General features: G+C 45.8%; 15 protein-coding genes. 5 read left to right on the top strand and 10 right to left on the bottom strand.

What is annotated here, in order from left to right:
• Positions 1–96: 96 nt before the first annotated feature.
• The 4 genes from ACYVD4_RS14545 to ACYVD4_RS14530 form a co-directional block, all read right to left on the bottom strand.
• Positions 97–876 (bottom strand): 3-hydroxyacyl-CoA dehydrogenase, encoded by a 780-nt coding sequence (locus tag ACYVD4_RS14545; RefSeq protein WP_460946827.1) that lies wholly within the window; start codon positions 874–876, stop codon positions 97–99.
• Between the two features lie 152 nt (positions 877–1,028).
• Positions 1,029–1,721 (bottom strand): YjjG family noncanonical pyrimidine nucleotidase, encoded by a 693-nt coding sequence (locus ACYVD4_RS14540; RefSeq protein WP_460946825.1) that lies wholly within the window; start codon positions 1,719–1,721, stop codon positions 1,029–1,031.
• A 74-nt stretch (positions 1,722–1,795) separates the two neighbouring features.
• Positions 1,796–2,101, bottom strand: coding sequence for a (2Fe-2S) ferredoxin domain-containing protein (locus ACYVD4_RS14535; protein ID WP_460946823.1), 306 nt, complete (start codon positions 2,099–2,101; stop codon positions 1,796–1,798).
• A gap of 474 nt (positions 2,102–2,575) precedes the next feature.
• Entirely contained in the window at positions 2,576–4,030 is a 1,455-nt protein-coding gene (locus tag ACYVD4_RS14530; protein WP_460946821.1) for a Gfo/Idh/MocA family protein, read from the bottom strand.
• Positions 4,031–4,299: 269 nt separating this feature from the next.
• Between ACYVD4_RS14530 and ygiD the strand changes: the two genes are divergently transcribed.
• Positions 4,300–5,133: a 4,5-DOPA-extradiol-dioxygenase gene (ygiD, locus tag ACYVD4_RS14525; protein WP_460946819.1), complete on the top strand. Its 834-nt coding sequence runs from the start codon at positions 4,300–4,302 to the stop codon at positions 5,131–5,133.
• A gap of 66 nt (positions 5,134–5,199) precedes the next feature.
• Here the strand turns inward: ygiD and ACYVD4_RS14520 are convergent, their stop codons facing one another.
• The 4 genes from ACYVD4_RS14520 to ACYVD4_RS14505 all read right to left on the bottom strand — a co-directional run bounded on the left by ACYVD4_RS14520 (position 5,200) and on the right by ACYVD4_RS14505 (position 8,755).
• Entirely contained in the window at positions 5,200–5,964 is a 765-nt protein-coding gene (locus ACYVD4_RS14520) for an SDR family NAD(P)-dependent oxidoreductase (protein WP_460946817.1), read from the bottom strand.
• A 147-nt stretch (positions 5,965–6,111) separates the two neighbouring features.
• Positions 6,112–7,017 carry a helix-turn-helix domain-containing protein gene (locus ACYVD4_RS14515; RefSeq protein WP_460946815.1) on the bottom strand — a complete coding sequence of 302 codons (906 nt, stop codon included), beginning with the start codon at positions 7,015–7,017 and terminating at the stop codon, positions 6,112–6,114.
• Positions 7,018–7,380: 363 nt separating this feature from the next.
• Positions 7,381–7,707 carry a hypothetical protein gene (locus tag ACYVD4_RS14510; RefSeq protein WP_460946813.1) on the bottom strand — a complete coding sequence of 109 codons (327 nt, stop codon included), beginning with the start codon at positions 7,705–7,707 and terminating at the stop codon, positions 7,381–7,383.
• 115 nt (positions 7,708–7,822) lie between these two features.
• Entirely contained in the window at positions 7,823–8,755 is a 933-nt protein-coding gene (locus ACYVD4_RS14505; protein ID WP_460946811.1) for an AraC family transcriptional regulator, read from the bottom strand.
• Positions 8,756–9,100: 345 nt separating this feature from the next.
• On the opposite strand from ACYVD4_RS14505, the gene ACYVD4_RS14500 reads away from it, so the two are divergent.
• Both ACYVD4_RS14500 and ACYVD4_RS14495 read left to right on the top strand, forming a co-directional pair.
• A complete protein-coding gene (locus ACYVD4_RS14500) occupies positions 9,101–10,627 on the top strand; it encodes an aldehyde dehydrogenase family protein (protein ID WP_460946809.1) in 1,527 nt (508 codons plus the stop codon).
• An 85-nt stretch (positions 10,628–10,712) separates the two neighbouring features.
• Entirely contained in the window at positions 10,713–11,099 is a 387-nt protein-coding gene (locus ACYVD4_RS14495; protein ID WP_460946807.1) for a DUF779 domain-containing protein, read from the top strand.
• Positions 11,100–11,167: 68 nt separating this feature from the next.
• On the opposite strand, the gene ACYVD4_RS14490 is transcribed toward ACYVD4_RS14495, so the two are convergent.
• Together ACYVD4_RS14490 and ACYVD4_RS14485 are read right to left on the bottom strand one after the other, a co-directional pair.
• Positions 11,168–11,911 (bottom strand): GLPGLI family protein, encoded by a 744-nt coding sequence (locus tag ACYVD4_RS14490; RefSeq protein ID WP_460946805.1) that lies wholly within the window; start codon positions 11,909–11,911, stop codon positions 11,168–11,170.
• A 50-nt stretch (positions 11,912–11,961) separates the two neighbouring features.
• The gene (locus ACYVD4_RS14485; protein WP_460946803.1) at positions 11,962–14,814 is read right to left on the bottom strand and encodes an outer membrane beta-barrel protein; all 2,853 of its coding nucleotides are present in this window, start codon (positions 14,812–14,814) and stop codon (positions 11,962–11,964) included.
• 340 nt (positions 14,815–15,154) lie between these two features.
• Between ACYVD4_RS14485 and ACYVD4_RS14480 the strand changes: the two genes are divergently transcribed.
• A complete protein-coding gene (locus ACYVD4_RS14480; RefSeq protein ID WP_460946801.1) occupies positions 15,155–15,904 on the top strand; it encodes an acyl-CoA desaturase in 750 nt (249 codons plus the stop codon).
• Between the two features lie 144 nt (positions 15,905–16,048).
• Positions 16,049–17,407, top strand: coding sequence for an oxygen-independent coproporphyrinogen III oxidase (hemN, locus tag ACYVD4_RS14475; protein ID WP_460946799.1), 1,359 nt, complete (start codon positions 16,049–16,051; stop codon positions 17,405–17,407).
• Positions 17,408–17,440 lie beyond the last annotated feature (33 nt).

Raw genomic sequence — 17,440 nt, 5'->3', positions numbered from 1 at the left:
TTGTATATTCTCGTAATACGTCTCAATTCGGTATGAACGGACGTTTTTTGTTTGCTCGTCTGAATATTACGTTTTGAAAAATAACGTAGTAAAAGCTCATTTGGGAGCCATACGGATAGCTCCATCCAGCCGGATAACTTCACCATTCAGCATCGGATTTTCTATAATACTTTTCGCTAATTGCGCATATTCCGATGGGCGGCCAAGACGGGAAGGAAATGGTACCTGTTGGCCCAGCGATAAACGGGCTTCTTCGGGTAAGCCAGCTAGTAAAGGAGTTTCAAAAAGCCCCGGTGCTATAGTCATTACGCGAATACCTGAGCGGGAAAGATCCCGGGCGATGGGTAAGGTCATACCGACGATGCCACCTTTTGAAGCTGAATAAGCAGCCTGACCAATTTGGCCATCGTAAGCCGCTACTGATGCTGTGTTGATGATTATTCCCCGTTCTCCTTCTTCATTAGGTTCGTTACGTTCCATTGCCAGCGCGGCCAGCCGAATTACGTTAAACGTACCGATCAGGTTAATAGCAACCACTTTCTGGAAAACGGCTAATGAATGGGCACCATAAACGCCATCAACTTTGCCAACCGTTTTGCGAGCTTCAGCAACTCCTGCACAGTTGACGTTGATATGCAAACTACCGAATGTTTCAACAGCTACGTTAATAGCCTCCTGTACGTTGATTTCATCTGTTACGTTCGTGTGGTGAAAACGTACCGTGCTGCCTAATTCTTCGGCCAGCGCATTGCCGCGCTCAGCGTTTAAATCCAGAATCACTACGTTAGCACCGTTAGTTGCCAGAAGTCGGGTTGTTGCTTCGCCCAGCCCGGAAGCTCCTCCGGTAACAATGGCCGTTGCATTTTTTAGTTGCATAGGAAGTTGTTTGTTGTTGAGGTTTCTACGTTCTGGTTAGCCGTTAATATTAACCTGAAAGCTTGAGAAAAACTAAAACGATTAGTTAGCCATTTGCTCGTTCTGAGCGGAATCGGCTACTGACGTTTCAGTACATGATTTACATAATCAAGTTATAAAATCGCCTTAAGTTCGTTCCAATGCCGAATATCGTACGTAGCGTTATCGTCGAAATGCTGACCTTGTGGGTTATAAAAAACGGTATCTAATCCCACGCTTTTTGCCCCGAGAATATCAGCCTCGTAATTATCACCAATCATGATGCTTTCCGATGCGTTTGTTCCACTAATTTCCATAGCATATTGAAACACCATTGGGTCTGGCTTTTTAGCATTAGCTTTTTCGCTGGTAATTACGTGGGTAAAGTAATGTGCAATTTCGGAGCTGTCCATCTTAATAGCCTGAATTTCAGCAAAACCATTGGTAATGATATGCATTATGTAGCGATCTTTCAGATAATCCAGGATCTCACGGGCCGACTCCAGCAAGTGCGGTTTATACGGTAAAAGTTTTAGGTACTCAGCGTTCAAATCGGCCTTTAAGGTCGATTCGTCGATACCAAGTGCCTGAAATACTAGAGGAAAACGATGTTGTCTGATATAAGCGTGCTCAATGATATTTTTGTCGTAATCGGCCCACAACTTCTTATTTATGTTAATAAAATGCTGGCTAAATATATCTGCTGAGGCAATCCCCAGATCGGCCAGATGGAACGTATCGAATAGTTCGTTCAGACATTCGGCCGAGTTTCTATCGAAATCCCAAAGCGTGTGATCCAGATCAAAGAAAAGATGACGGTATTTCATAAATAGTGAGTTGTATGGTTGTATAGTTATAAGATTTAAACTCTATAATCTTATAACTATACAACCCTATAACTTTAAAACGGCAATTTTAATCGTTCTACAGGTTGGTCGTTAATAAGGTGGCTATCAACGATTTCGTTGACGTCGGACAGTTGTACGTTGCCGTAATACGTACCTTCTGGATAAACAACGAGTGTTGGGCCAAAAGCACAGGCGTCGAGGCAGCCTGTACGCTGGGCCCGCATTTCTTTCAGCAAACCTCGTTCAGCGAGAGCTGCTTTAAAAGCATCGACCAGTTCGTTACCATGCGCTTCACCACACGATTTTTTGGGTGCAGGCTTTGTGTTGTTACAGATAAAAACGTGCTTTTTGTATTTCATAGGATAGTATAAAAACCATAAAGATACGCAACGAACCTGAGCCCATTCTTTAGTTTATGGTTAAATATTGCTCTGATTGATTGAAGTGTATCGACTTAGGGAAATGGTTGCTAATTGTATATGAAAATGAATATCCGTGTGTAGTAGAAATGTGTGGAATATGTGTTTAACTCCCCACAAAAAGTGGCAAAAACACCACAGTAAAGAAGTATGTTGGCATTTCTATTTTTACTTTATATGTATGTAAATGACTGATTATTAGATATTTGTGTCTATGTTTGCTATTTTGGCACAATTTCAGATATATAGATAGCAGGCTTAGGCCTTTGGATTCAGGTGTTCGCTACATTGGTAGCTTCTACATATATCTTTATCTGTTCCTAAGGAACAAACATACTCAACGTCATGAAAAAGGAATTGCCCGGCATTGAGCCGGGCTTTTTGTGTTTTATAAGCTAAGGTTTACTAATTCATTTATTTTTTAGCTACTGCTTTTGCCGAGCTTGCTGGCTTCTTTTTAGGAGATTTTGTAGCTCCGGGCGTTTTCTGTGTCATCGTAACAGGGTCCCAATACACAACTTTCTGGTCGAAATAACTTTCGTTACAAGCTAGTACGGGTGCTGCAGCCCGGAAACCAAAAACAGGATCTTCGATAGTACCCTGACTGCCTTTGCGAACGTTATCAAAGAAGTCGGCAAAGTGTTTGGCATGGGCGTCGTCTTCTTTTGGAGCATCAAATTTTGTTTCCAGAACTGGCTCGGCTTTACGGGTATCGGGTGGATATTTAGCGTCGTACTGTTTCGTAAACTCCTGTTGCACAGGCTCGGTAAATGTAAAGAAACTGTCGTAGCCCCCATAGCCGGGTGCAATCGGAAGTCTCTTTTTAGTCATGATCAGGTTATTCTCCGAAAACTCAATTTGGCCTTCGTTGCCAATAATGCGCGTTACGTTGCTGATTTTACCGGCGTTGGCAAAGTTGACACGTAGCACCATCTGGAAGGCTTCGTGCTGGTCGGTTTTCGGATAATCCATGATGCACGACATCACATCGGGCACATCACGTCCATCTTTCCAGTAAGCCAGATTGCCTGACGAGAAAATACGGGTTGGCCCCAACGTATTCGTTACGTAGTGAACACCCGTAATGAGGTGAATGAACAAATCACCCGCTACGCCTGTGCCATAATCTTTATAATTCCGCCAGCGGAAAAATCGCGTTGCGTCGAACGGACGTTTGGGCGCATCGCCGAGGAAACGATCCCAGTCGAGGGTTTGGGTTGAGGCATCGGGTGGAATCGAATATTGCCATGCCCCGATAGCGTTGAACCGGTCGCTGTTGGATTCGATGTAATTGATCGCACCAATTTCGCCCGCCTGAACCAGCCGCCTAGCTTCCTGAAAGGCCGCGCTGCTGATACGTTGACTACCTACCTGCATCGTTTTTCCCGACTTTTTCCAGGCATCGATAACTGCTTTCCCTTCGTTGAGATGCTGTACCATTGGCTTTTCGCAGTAAACGTGCTTACCGGCTTTAAGGGCGGCAATGGTAATGTGGTCGTGCCAGTGGTCGGGCGTCACAACAAGTACGGCATCAACATCCGAACGGGTAAGGATTTCCCGGTGATCGCGGGTGGTAAACAGGTTTTTATCTTTTCCGTATTCTGATTTGGCGTGCTCCAGTCGACCGTTGTATAGATCGGCAACAGCAACCAGTTCTACATCAGGATTACGTAGTGCAGCCCGCGTATCGAAATTTCCCTGAATTCCCATTCCGATGGTGGCGATACGTATCTTATCGTTCGGACTAATCTTTTTCAGGTTCGGAATATAGGCAGGAGCGTGTACTAGTGGCCGGGCAATTCCCTGCGTAGCAACCAATGCTGCTGCTGCTGACAGGCTTTTTATGAACGTACGTCTATTCGATGGCATACCACAAACGTGTTTAAGAAATGAGCTGAAATAGGTTCAGAGAAAAAATCCTGCAAACCCTATCTGTAAAAGCGAATACTTGTTGGTATTTACCTAAGCTGCTCACGATTGAAACGAGACTACTTTTCTTCCAGATTTGCCGGCACGATTATCGGTACTACGTAGTTATCTGGATAGCGAAAATAGTACAAGGCTGACAACGCTTCAGGAACCAATTGGTAATGGAACGGAAGGAGTTTCTAAAAACGTTTTCGGTAGGAATACTTACCATGAATACGTTATCTGCTTTTAAGAAATATACGGATGACCTGAACGAGAACGGTACGTTGATGCCGATTCTGTTTGTTGGTCATGGCTCTCCCATGAATGGGATTGAGGACAATGAGTTTAGCCGTCGCTGGACGAATATGGCGAAGGAAATTCCGACGCCAACGGCTGTGCTTGTCGTGTCGGCGCACTGGTTTACACGCGGAACGAAAATTACTGCGATGGACTTTCCGGAAACGATTCACGATTTTGGGGGCTTTCCAAAAGCCTTGTTTGATGTGCAGTATCCGGCGCCGGGTAATCCTACGTTGGCCAAAGAAACAGCTTCATTAATCAAGTCAGCTCATGTAGAACTTGCCCATGATTGGGGATTGGATCACGGCACCTGGACGGTTGTGCGGCACATGTACCCGGATGCGAAAATTCCGGTCCTGCAATTAAGCATCGACTTTACAAAAGGGCCGCAATATCACTACGATCTGGCGAAAGAATTGTATACGCTACGTCGGAAAGGGGTTTTGATTATGGGAAGTGGCAATATGGTGCATAATCTGCGGATGGTGGCCTGGGATAAAATGAATGAACCCAATTTTGGCTACGATTGGGCGCATGAATTGAATGGACGCTTTAAACAACTGATCAGTGATGGCGATACGAAACCGCTGATCAATTACAATCTCTTGGGTCGTGATGCCGCACTCGCCATTCCAACCCCCGAACATTATCTGCCGTTGCTCTATATACTCGGACTGAAAGGCACTAACGATTCGGTTTCTTTTTTCAACGACCGCGCCGTGGCCGGTTCGCTGACGATGACTTCGGTGAAGCTAGGATAGGGCAAAGGGGGAAGGGCGTGGGGTTTTATTCACCCCACGCCCTTCCCCCTTTGCCCTATCCTAGCTTTAAATCCCTTGTCCGCCGGAAACTTCAAGCCGTTGTGCATTTACCCAACGGGCATCTTCCGTACACAGGAATGCTACTACGCCACCGATGTCGTCGGGTAAGCCCACACGACCTAGAGCCGTTAAATCGGCTACAGCTTTATTATAGTTTGGATTATCGCGGACAACGCCACCGCCAAAGTCCGTTTCAATAGCGCCCGGCGCTACGGTGTTGACGGCAATACCACGAGTGCCAAGTTCTTTGGCCATATACCGGGTCAATACTTCGATAGCCCCTTTCATAGATGCATAGGCCGAATAACCGGGGGCGGTGAAGCGAGCCAATCCTGTCGATAAGTTGATGATACGTCCGCCTTCGTTTAGAAGCGGTAAGGCTTTCTGAGTGAGAAAGAAGACGCCTTTGAAATGGACATTCATCAGCAGATCAAAGTCTTCTTCACTGGTTTCGGAAAATGGGCTGTTGATACCGATTCCGGCATTGTTGATCAGAAAATCAAAACGGTCTGTGTGGAACGTATCATTCAGCACAGTCTTTAATTGACCGAAAAATAGGTCAAAACTTTTTATGTCACCTGTGTTGAGTTGAATGGCTGCTGCTTTCTGGCCAATCTGCTCGATTTCGGCCACAACAGATTGAGCTTCTTCCTGTTGGCTGTTATAGGTTAATACTACGTCGATGCCTTTTTGGGCCAGACGAATGGCCATGTTTTTGCCTAAACCACGGCTTCCGCCAGTGAGTAACGCGATTTTACGATTGCTTGTCATTGTATCGGATTGTTGATTCGTTACTGCAGCTACGTAATGCTACGTCTGCTGCCGTCATTGATTAAATTGACGGAACAAAGGTAGACCTAACAGCAGCGTAGCCGTTTGCACATATCAATCCGAAGTTTGCAAAAATCAAATCTAAGCTTACGACCGAAAAGCGACCGGAGCCAGCATCGTCTGTTTCTTGAAAAAATTAGAGAAGTGAGCCACCTCTTCAAATCCCAGACTGTAGGCAATTTCAGAGATGTTCCAGTCGGTTTGTTTTAGCAGGATTTTAGCTTCCTGTACAATACGGTGGCTGATGAGATCGGTGGTGGTTTTGCCGGTATTTTCTTTCAGAACCTTGTTCAGGTGATTAACGTGTACGGAAAGCTGATCGGCAAAATCTTTAGCCGTGCGAAGATTCAGTTTTTGTTGAGGTGATTCAATCGGGAACTGGCGTTCTAGTAGCTCAATAAACAACGAAGAAACTCGTGCCGAAGCGGTATGTGTTGGGTATAAAGCCGTGGCTGGCTGCAATTTCTGGCCGTAATGAATCAGTTCGAGAACGTAGTTACGTAGTAAATCATACTTGTATAAGTAGCTGGATGACAGCTCTTTATGCATTTTTCGGAAGATGTACTGGAGTTCCTCAACTTCTTCGTCGGTAAGCTGAAAAATCGGGAAGCCACCCGGTTTGAAAATCGGTAAATCGTCCAACACTACGCCACTTTTATTCTGAATCAGAAAATCGGGCGTGAAAATGCAAAAGTTTCCCGACTGGTTTTCGTCTATCGGAACGTAGTGATATGGAATGCGGGGCGTAGCAAACAGCAGTGCGCTTTTCTCAATGTCGATAACCTTGTCGGCGTATTCGGCCTTATTGCGGCCAATGATCAGGCTGATCTTATAGTACGCCCGCCGGTTATACGGCATCGCGTTTTTCTTCCTGAGGTTCGCTACCGTTTCCTGTATACTGAACACGTTGAAGTGGCCAATTTCCTTATTGATTCCTTCGGGAATCAGGGCCGCTGTTTCTTTGTAAAACTCTTCCAGCGATGTAATAGCCATGGCGCGTTGAATTTGCGAAAATCAAATGTACATAATTGTTTGTTAGTGCGCTACGTATCGAAGGTTAAGATATATCCAACAAAAAAGCACCACTCTCCAATGGTGCTTTTTACCGATTAATCAATCACAGGGTATTACCGGGAATTGCCGACTTTCGTGGCGACGCTGGAAATCGTGAAACTGGTGTTTTGGTTACCCCCGAATACACGCCATTTTGATACAGCCCATCGGCCAGCGTACCGGTAGAACTGCCATCCAAATATACGTCATAGGCTGCACTTAGCCGTTGGTTACGTATATAAAAAGAAATAGCCTGCCAAGGGCAAGCTATTCTTCTATCAGACCTATTTATGTGGTCTTAACCTACACTAAGTCTATTGCAATCATGAGTATATGAATGATGAGACTAATCGTGAATGTTGGGAAAATATATTTGACTGGCAGAGCAGACAAAACAGGAACCAGTACGAGCAGAAAACAAAGCATGCTGGTCAGAAACTGCCAATCTCCACCGCCGAACTCGGCCATTATCAGCAATAAAGCTGGTGACAAAATGCAACCCTGAATGGCTACGGCGGTTGCGGCCCAGCCATACCGATTGAACTCGGCCTTTTCTACGTAGTTTTTATAACGAGTGAGCCAGTTGCTTTCAGTTGTATATGTGGCGGTTGATTGAGCGAGCGTTGCCATGATTGTAAGCGTTTAAATGATGTTACAAAACAACACTACGCTCATCGCTACGTACATGACCGAAGTCAGTTCTCGAACTGATCTTTATCCAATAAAGAGAATAGAAGGCAAAAGCTTAAGAAGCAATCAACTGTTTCCGATACTGCGCGGGTGACTGACCCATCTCCCGGCGAAACAACTTCATAAAATAGGTTAGGTTGTTGAAACCACATTTGAGGCTAATGTCGGCCAGACACTGGTTGGTGGTACGTAGCAGTTTAGAAGCTTGCGTAATACGTTGCTGATTAATGTAATCGACGGGTGTCAGACCAAACGTTTGCTTGAACGTCCGGTAAAAATTAGGTTCGCTCATACAGGCTTCTTCGGCCAGCTCTCTGATTTGCAAACTCCGGTGCAGGTATTTATTAATGTATTGCGCTACGTGCGCCAGTCGATTCACATTGGCCAGCGAGGTAGCCGGGCTGAGCAACAACGTGCGTGCCTGCGTTTGCATGAGACGGACAACTAGCTCCTGCAATACCAGATTGGCAAAAACGTCTTTGGCCTTATTGTTTTCCGTGAAAATATAAATCAGTCGGGATATGAGGTGATGAATAGGGCCGTCATTTGTCAGAAAGAAATTTTGCTGACCAAATTGCCAGCCTTCGGGCGTATCGACCAGCGGAGCCTGATCGTTGAGCAGGTCGGTTACCTGACGCACCTTATCGGGTGCAAAAGCGAGAGCCAGACACTGGGTCGGATTCTGCGATTGCGCTTCTGGAAAATCAATCCGCATGGTTTCATCGCTCGGAACAATCACTGATTCGCCGGGTAGAAAATCGAATGAAGGCGCATCGGGCAAGTGCATCACTTTCTTGCCACGTATCATGCTGGCCAGTACCGGATTCCCAAACGTAAGCTCTACTTTTTCGGCGACGTGCTGCGTCTCATAAATGTTCAGCTCGGCAGTGTCGATAGTATAGGCTGTACGATTTTCTACTTCCTGCTCCAGTCGTCGGGTTTGTAAATGACGGGAAACATTGAAAGAAGGAGTTTGTCCACTTTTCATGCGTATGAATGGCTAGGAATTGCCTGATAAATAACTGCTTAGGTAGCTAAATGTACGTATTTATTGGCAAATAAAAATTGGTATAATGATATTTTGCCCTAGAAAGACAACGACGTAACGGTTGTACTACGTACCCGGCTAAGGTTAAAAAATCGTAAACCCGCGCTATTGGCGATGCTACGTATAGTTTAAAACAAATAGTCTGTCGAATGTTACCCGGCTCAATGAGTGATACGTTCAATTTTGATAGAATCGTTCAAGGGAATGATACGATTGCTCAATCATTCATTGACTAATTCCATCAAACTTTGTGACAAATCCAATTTTAAATTTTCTGTACTACTCATGGAAGTCTTAGAAGCGCCTAGTAAGATACTGCCACGTCCGCAGTTTAAAACCCAGTACGAAAACTACATTGGTGGAAAATGGGTAGCACCGGTCGATGGCGAATACTTTAACAATACGTCGCCAGTTGATGATAGTCTGATTGCCCGAGTACCTCGTTCGAAAGCCGCCGATATCGAGCTGGCTATCGATGCGGCTCACAAAGCATTTCCGAGCTGGTCGCGCACAACCGCTACCGAACGTAGCAATATGCTGATTCGAATTGCCGACCGAATTGAACAAAATCTAGAGTTTCTGGCGCGGGTCGAAACCGTTGAAAACGGAAAAGCTGTTCGCGAAACAATGGCCGCCGACTTGCCACTTGTTGTTGATCACTTCCGCTATTTTGCTGGTGTGATTCGGGCCGAAGAAGGTTCTATTGCCGAACTCGACCCCGATACCGTTTCGATGATTATTAAAGAGCCGATTGGTGTTGTTGGTCAGATTATTCCGTGGAATTTTCCGCTGCTAATGGCCACCTGGAAACTGGCTCCGGCACTGGCTGCTGGTTGTTGCGTGGTGATGAAACCCGCCGAGCAAACGCCAACGTCGATTCTGGTGTTGATGGAAATTCTGGAAGGATTGATTCCGCCGGGTATTGTCAATATCGTAAACGGATTTGGGCCAGAAGCAGGTAAACCACTGGCTCAATCGAAGCGGATTGCGAAAGTTGCCTTTACGGGTGAAACCACCACCGGCCGATTGATTATGCAATATGCTTCAGAAAACCTGATTCCGGTTACGATGGAATTAGGAGGAAAATCGCCAAACGTGTTCATGGAGTCGATTGCCGAAGCCGACGATGAGTTTTTCGATAAGTGCGTGGAAGGAGCGGTGATGTTTGCCTTGAATCAGGGCGAAATTTGTACGTGTCCGTCGCGTCTGCTGATTCATGAAAAAGCGTATGATCGCTTTATCGAGCGGGTTATCGAACGTACCAAAGCCATAAAAATGGGCCATCCGCTCGACCCCGACACGATGATGGGTGCACAGGCCAGCAATGACCAATACGAGAAAATTCTGTCTTACATCGACATCGGTAAACAGGAAGGTGCTGAAGTATTAACAGGCGGTGGACCAGCCGGTTTGGTTGGCAATGGCCTTGATTCGGGCTACTACATTGAGCCGACCATCTTCAAAGGCAACAACAAGATGCGGATTTTTCAGGAAGAAATTTTTGGGCCAGTCGTGTCGGTTGCTACGTTCAAAACGCAGGATGAAGCCATTGCTATGGCCAACGATACGTTGTATGGACTTGGGGCAGGAGTCTGGACACGCGATGCGCATGAGCTGTATCAGATTCCGCGTCAGATTCAGGCGGGTCGCGTTTGGGTAAACTGCTACCATAATTATCCGGCTCACGCGCCGTTTGGTGGCTACAAGAAGTCGGGCTTTGGCCGCGAAAACCACCATATGATGCTGAACCATTATCGGCAGACGAAAAACCTGCTGATTTCATACAGTAAAAGCAAATTAGGATTCTTTTAACAATTAGACAGTGAAGGTGAGGGGAGGGAGTGACTACTTAGTTGCTTTCCTCCCTTATTTGCTTTTACCTATTGGCCCTTTCCATATGACTACGCAAACCGTTTCCCGTGTCGACGTAACACCTGCCGCAAAAGACGTAATCGACAAACTACGAGCACAGCATGGCCCGCTGATGTTTCATCAGAGTGGTGGTTGTTGCGATGGATCATCGCCCATGTGTTATGCGCAGGGCGATTTTATTATTGGCGCATCGGATGTGTGGCTGGGGCAGATCGATGGCTGTGATTTCTGGATGTCGTCAGATCAGTTTGAGTACTGGAAACACACGCACCTGACTATCGACGTAACGCCCGGTCGTGGTGCCAGTTTCTCGCTCGAAATCCCAATGGGAGTACGCTTTCTGATACGTTCACGTTTGTTCGACGAAAACGAATTGGAACACCTAACGCCGATACGTATCGGTAATGATTAAAATACTACGTTAAAAAAGAAAGGTCGGGCATCAACCCGACCTTTCTCCTTATATCACTAGAACGTTGGCTAATACCGAACGGCCCAATAAGGGTTTCGGTAGGCTTTCATGCTTTCGGCAATATGATCCTTAATCATGCTGTCGTAAGTGGCATCGTTAATTTTTTTGCCTTTTGCTTTGGGCAGCTTCAGCTCGTCGGGAGTCACTTTTCGCAACTCTACTTTCGTGGCTTCAATCACTACGTCACCGTCGTTCAGGCTCAGTTCCAGAATTACACCGGGCAGGCCACTGTAGCGTTCTGGGCCGGCCGGAACTGGAATATCCTGAGCAAACCAGGCTGTAATTTTCTGCTTTTTGATCGGATCTTCAGTTTCCGCTTTCATGCAAATGTACCCTGCTACGTCTTTGATCTGGTTGCCGATTTTCCAGGTTGGCGTGTGCAGCGAATCGTCTACTACGTAGGTCTTACCCAGCATTTCGATGATGTCCGTTTTTTTATCTTTTTCGAAGTTGCGGTATAAGAACAAATCCGCATTTCGCCACGAGTACCGACCATCTTCTGTTTCGCCTTGACCACCATAGGCATAAAGGCTTTCGTTTTCGGTAAAAGCCAGCTTCATTTTTTCTTTCGACTCATCGTCGTTTTTCCACGTTTGAGCCGCCCGATCTTTTTGTTCCTGACTCAGGAACGTCATTCGAGCAATGATTTTAGACCAGTACGTTTTTCGTTCGTACGTAACAACACCCTCCGTTTTCTGCGCCCATGTAGCTGCACTCAACAAGAGAAAAAAGCCAAGCAGGTAAGGTTTCATTTGTTTTTTGCTTCAGATTTTGACTGTTCGATTTCTGGAACGTAAATGCGTTAAAAGCCACCATCACGGCGCATTTTGGCCTGAACACCACGCATATTATACGTGAAGCTAAGCATAAAATAGCGAGCTAGTGTTTGTATGCGTTCTTCCTGCACGTAGTTCTGTCCGGCATACTGCGATACGTTCAGGTTGCGATTCAGCATATCGACGCCCGACAAACGTATTTCGGCCTTTTTTGCTTTGCCCATAACTCGGTAAATCGATGCGTTCCAGATCGGAATACGCTGGTCGAAACCAAATCGGTCGTTTTTGTAAATCCGGTAATTCAGTGTCGAATTGGTATAAAAACCTCCCGGTAATTTAAGCGTCAGGTCGCCGTTGAACGTATTGTTCACAATGGCCTGATTCTGCCCCGAATTGATCGAATATCGCGTGTTGGTCCGGCCAATGTTGGCGTTTCCATAGAACGTAAGCCAGTCTGTTGGTGTCAGTTCCAGACGGGCGCCAACAGTATAGTTTTGATTGTATGTCTCATTCCGTATACCGTTGATGTTGGTTGGATTTTCGCCGAAATTCAACTGCGTATTCAGGTTCAGCGTAGCTTTGGTTTTCTTTAATGGGAATCCAAAACTTAGATAAGACCCCAGATTTTTACCTCCCGACAGGTTTTCAGGTTTGGTACGGGTAATGAACGTTTGCGAATCGACAAACTGGCTGTACACAATCTGGTTGACGTAGTACGTACCGTATACATTCACGAAAAAGTTAGAGAAGTTAGCCGGATTGAAAAAGCCAAAATAAGCGTTCATATTATGCCCAAGCTGTGGCAGTAAATCAGGGTTACCTTCGCTGATAAACAGTGGGTTACTATTGTTGACGATTGGCTGTAAATCGCGCGATGAAGGAACCCGCACATCAACACTGTAGTTGGTCGAAAGATGCCGGTTGTTTTTCATGCTGTAGCTCAGCGAAGCACTTGGTATTAATGTAGTAAATATTCGATTAATCTTATTGAAAACAGGCGAAGTCTGGTCGGGAGCAAATTGACCGTTCAAGGTAAAATTCTGCCCAGCTACACCCGCCGATATATTAAGCCCTTTAAATGTATAGCGAATGCTGCTTCCGAGTCGATTAAACAGGTAATTGTTTTTGTAATAACGGCTCAGTGAATCGTTCCGAACATTGGTTACGTCGCCCACATTGAGCACATTCCGGTCAACCTCATCGTAGCGAAGGCTGAAGTTATAGAAGGTTTCCCAGAAGAATTTTTTGGCAAATGGTTCAATATACTGCAAGCTGGACCGGTATTCGTTCCGTAGGCTGTTGGTATTCTGATCCTGACGAATGATACGTAGCTGATCGTTGATGTTGGTGGCCTGAAAGAAATCGTTACGTGCCCGAAGCGCCAGATCGCCATCGTTGGTGTTAATCTGATACGTAGCACTGGCTGCAAATGAACGCCCTTTTTTCTTGAATTTGTGGCTATATATGAGTGAGTTAGCCGATCCAAACTGTCTCGTGTCGCTTAAGTTCGTCGTTGCGTTACGTGTCGAAAGTGTCTCGGTTAAACCCGCAATTCGGTAAAGATCCTGTGTGGTGCCGAGATTTCCATTACCATTGTTGAGTCGGCTATTATTCAGGAAAACTATTTTGTTGAGTGAGTCGAGCTGTTTTTCGAACCGAATGCTTACCCGGTGATTTCCGTTGAAATTGATCTGGTTGCTATTTTCCTGCGTGCGGAATGAGCCCGATTCCAGAAAGTTTTTCCGGTTGCGAAGCGCGTCGAGTTCGAGCCGGGTCTGGTTGTAATAGTAGCTGCTGCTCAGTTTCGTTTTCTTGGTGTCGTAATTGTAATTGGCACCACCAGCCGCGTTGTTCGAAAAACCGCGACCACTACCACCCGTTACAGGAATACCCAGATTTTCTTCATCGTCGCCAAAAGAAAAGCGACCACCTCCGCTAAAACCAAAGTCAGCATTATCGTTCCAGTTGAACGAATTGCTACCTCTAAAGTCCTGATAATCATTCCAGGAGATGCCCTGCTGATTGGTGTTATTGCCTAGCCCAATGAGCGAGAATTGTTGTTTCGAGTCAAATTTGTTGTAATTGCCTTTGATTTCGGCACGAGCGGGTAAATCGTTGGAAGCAGGCCCAACGCCGGCGGTTACTTTCCCAAATCCCCCTTTTTTGAATTCTTCTTTTAGTTCGAGGTTAACCGTTTTCTCTTTTTTGCCATCCTCAACACCCGTGAGTTTAGACTGTTCGCTTTTGTCATTAAAAACCTGAACTTTGGTAATGGCTTCAGCCTGTAGGTTTTTGGTAGCAAGCTTAGGGTCGTTGCCAAAGAAGTTTTTGCCGTCAACGGTCACTTTTTTCACCTCTTCGCCCTGTGCCCGGATATTACCGTCCTGATCGACCTGCACGCCCGGCAACTTACGTAGTAAATCCTCGACCGTTGAGCCGGGTGGCACTTTAAATGATGCCGCATTATATTCAATCGTATCGCCTTTGATGGTGAGCGGAGCACGGGCCGTTTTTACGACCACTTCAAACAATTCTTTGGTAATCGGCTTCAGTTTCAGCGCTCCCAACTCTATAGTAGCGTCGGTTGCTGTCTTGATAAGCAGGTTATACGGAATATAACCTACAAAGGAAATTTTAAGCAGATAGGAGCCAGATTTGATGTTTTTAAACGTAAACGCGCCAGTTTCGCTGGCACGACCGAAGTTAACTAATGATGAATCTTTTGGATTCAGTAGCATTACCGTTGAGGAAGGCAGTGGCGCTGCCGACGTATCAACAGCCTTTCCCTGAATGGTGAAACGAGTTGGTGTGGCCGGACTTTGAGCATAGAGCGCAGCCGTAAGCAGACACAGTACGGCCAGCAGGGAAAGGTTTTTCATAAAAGGCGATTGTAAGGGAATAGAATATGAACACAAATGTATTCGAGCAATGCAAACTATTTATCTCGTTAACGATTTTTAACTAAATTTATAGTAGTTAATTTCGTAAACGGCTAACTCCACTCATAATGAGTGAATTTTGTTGATAGATGTTGCATAGATCATACTATAAGAGAAGAAATTTCTGAAAATTCCACACAGATCAACCAATATTTTTCTGGCAATTCACAACAGAAGGTTTTCCAGTAGTGTATCACTGGTTGACAAACATCAGGTGGTGGGTTAACATGCATCAGGAAGTCGCAAAACTGGGTTGTCCAATTTTGCGAAAAATTCCTCTATGATTATCCTCGCTTTCTTTCTGGCGCACTGGTATCTGTCAGTGCTCATGCAAACGCTCTTTCTTCATCGCTACGCAGCTCATCAAATGTTTACCATGAGCAAAGGCTGGGAAAAATTTTTCTATGTTATTACGTTCATTGCACAAGGTTCGTCGTTTTTAAGCCCACGTGCCTATGGAATTATGCACCGATTGCACCACGCCCACGCCGATACGGATCAGGACCCGCACTCTCCGGAGTTTTCCAAGAACCTGTTCGATATGATGTGGAAAACGAGGACGTACTACAACGACATCCTGAACAACCGGGATAGTATTCCGGCAAAGTTCAAAAAGGGGGTGCCCAACTGGGAATGGATGGAGCGTTTTGGTGATCGTTGGCCAGTGCGACTGGCTTGGGGCACGATCTATACGCTGTTTTACATTCAGTTTGCGGCATCGCCCTGGTTATTTCTTCTTTTGCCCGTCCATTTTCTGATGGGGCCGGTTCATGGCGCTATCATTAACTGGTACGCGCATCGGTATGGCTACATCAATTTTCAAGTAAACGATACGGCCAAAAATCTGTTACCGTTCGATTTCCTGATGATGGGCGAATCCTATCATAATAACCACCACAAATTTGGTGGCCGGGCCAACTTCGGTGGTTTCCGCTGGCACGAGTTCGACCCGGCTTATCCGTTATTGAAAGTACTTGATTCGTTGCATATAATTAAGTTACGGCGTGGGCGCGACGAAGTGTATATGTAAATGAAATGCACTGATAATCATCAGGTAGTTGATTGACGTAGCTTATGTTTTGGGAGTTATTGTTTGCTCACTTTTACGCTATCAATTAATAGATCAACGTAGCAAAGCGACCTGTTTTGCTGCGCTACGTTGCCTGATTTTAGTATGCAGCTCATTCAAAAATATAACGTTCCGGGTCCGCGATATACCAGCTACCCAACTGTTCCTTTTTGGGACAATGCTACGTTCAGCGAGAAAGCCTGGGTGCATAACTTGCGTCGGGCTTTTTCGGTCAGTAATGCCACAGATGGTATAAGTTTGTACATCCATTTACCGTATTGCGAAAGCCTGTGTACGTTTTGCGGCTGTAATAAACGGATTACCCGAAACCACGGCGTTGAAGTACAATACATTGATGCGCTTCTGACCGAGTGGAGTACGTATGTGGATTTGCTTCCTGAAAAACCTCGTATTGCTGAGTTGCATCTGGGAGGAGGAACACCCAGTTTTTTCGCGCCAGAACAACTTCAACGGCTACTGTCAGGTATTTTTAGTCGGGCAATACATGGCGAATCGCCAGATTATAGTTGGGAAGGTCACCCCAACAATACTACTCGCGAGCACCTGCAAACGTTATACGATTTTGGTTTTCGACGGGTAAGTTTTGGCGTGCAGGATTATGATCCGGTGGTGCAACGGGCCATTCATCGTATACAACCTCTTGAGAATGTAAAAGAGGTAACCAATCTGGCGCGTGAAATTGGGTATATATCCATAAGTCATGATCTGGTGTTCGGATTGCCTTTCCAAACGCCGGACTCTATCATCGACACAATTTACCAAACTCTAACGCTACGTCCGGACCGGATTGCCTTTTATTCCTATGCACATGTACCGTGGCTGAAAGGAAACGGGCAACGCGGATTTCGGGATGAAGACTTACCATCGGGCGAACAGAAGCGGATTCTCTACGAAACCGGACGTGATTTGCTGGAACAGGCAGGGTACGTTGAAATAGGAATGGACCATTTTGCCCTTCCGCACGATTCGCTTTGTAAAACCTTGTTAGCCGGAACCTTGCACCGCAATTTTATGGGCTATACTACCACTCAAACGAAGGTGTTAATCGGCTTGGGCGCATCATCGATCAGCGATGTCTGGACGGCATTTGCACAAAATGAAAAAGATGTCGATACGTATGTAAAACATGCTTTGTCAGGCAAACTTCCGTTACTACGTGGACATGTGCTCGATGATCAGGATTTGTTCTTACGGCGTCAGATTTTAAACATTATCTGTCAGGGAAAAACAAGCTGGCATCTGGGTAGCTGGTCGAAGCGAGAGTGGGAGCAATTAAGCGCACGTCTGGAAACGTTCTGGCTCGATGGTTTACTCGACTATGATAGTGAAGGGCTGGAAGTTCGGCCTGAAGGACGACCGTTTCTGCGAAATATCTGCATGGCTTTCGATGAGCGGCTCAATTTTGCGCAACCACAAACCCGTTTGTTTTCGCAGACGATCTGATTGCATTCTAACCCCACCCTAAATCCCTACGGG

The organism is Spirosoma daeguense, from assembly GCF_054776875.1.
This window is presented reverse-complemented; position numbering and strand designations above follow the sequence as displayed.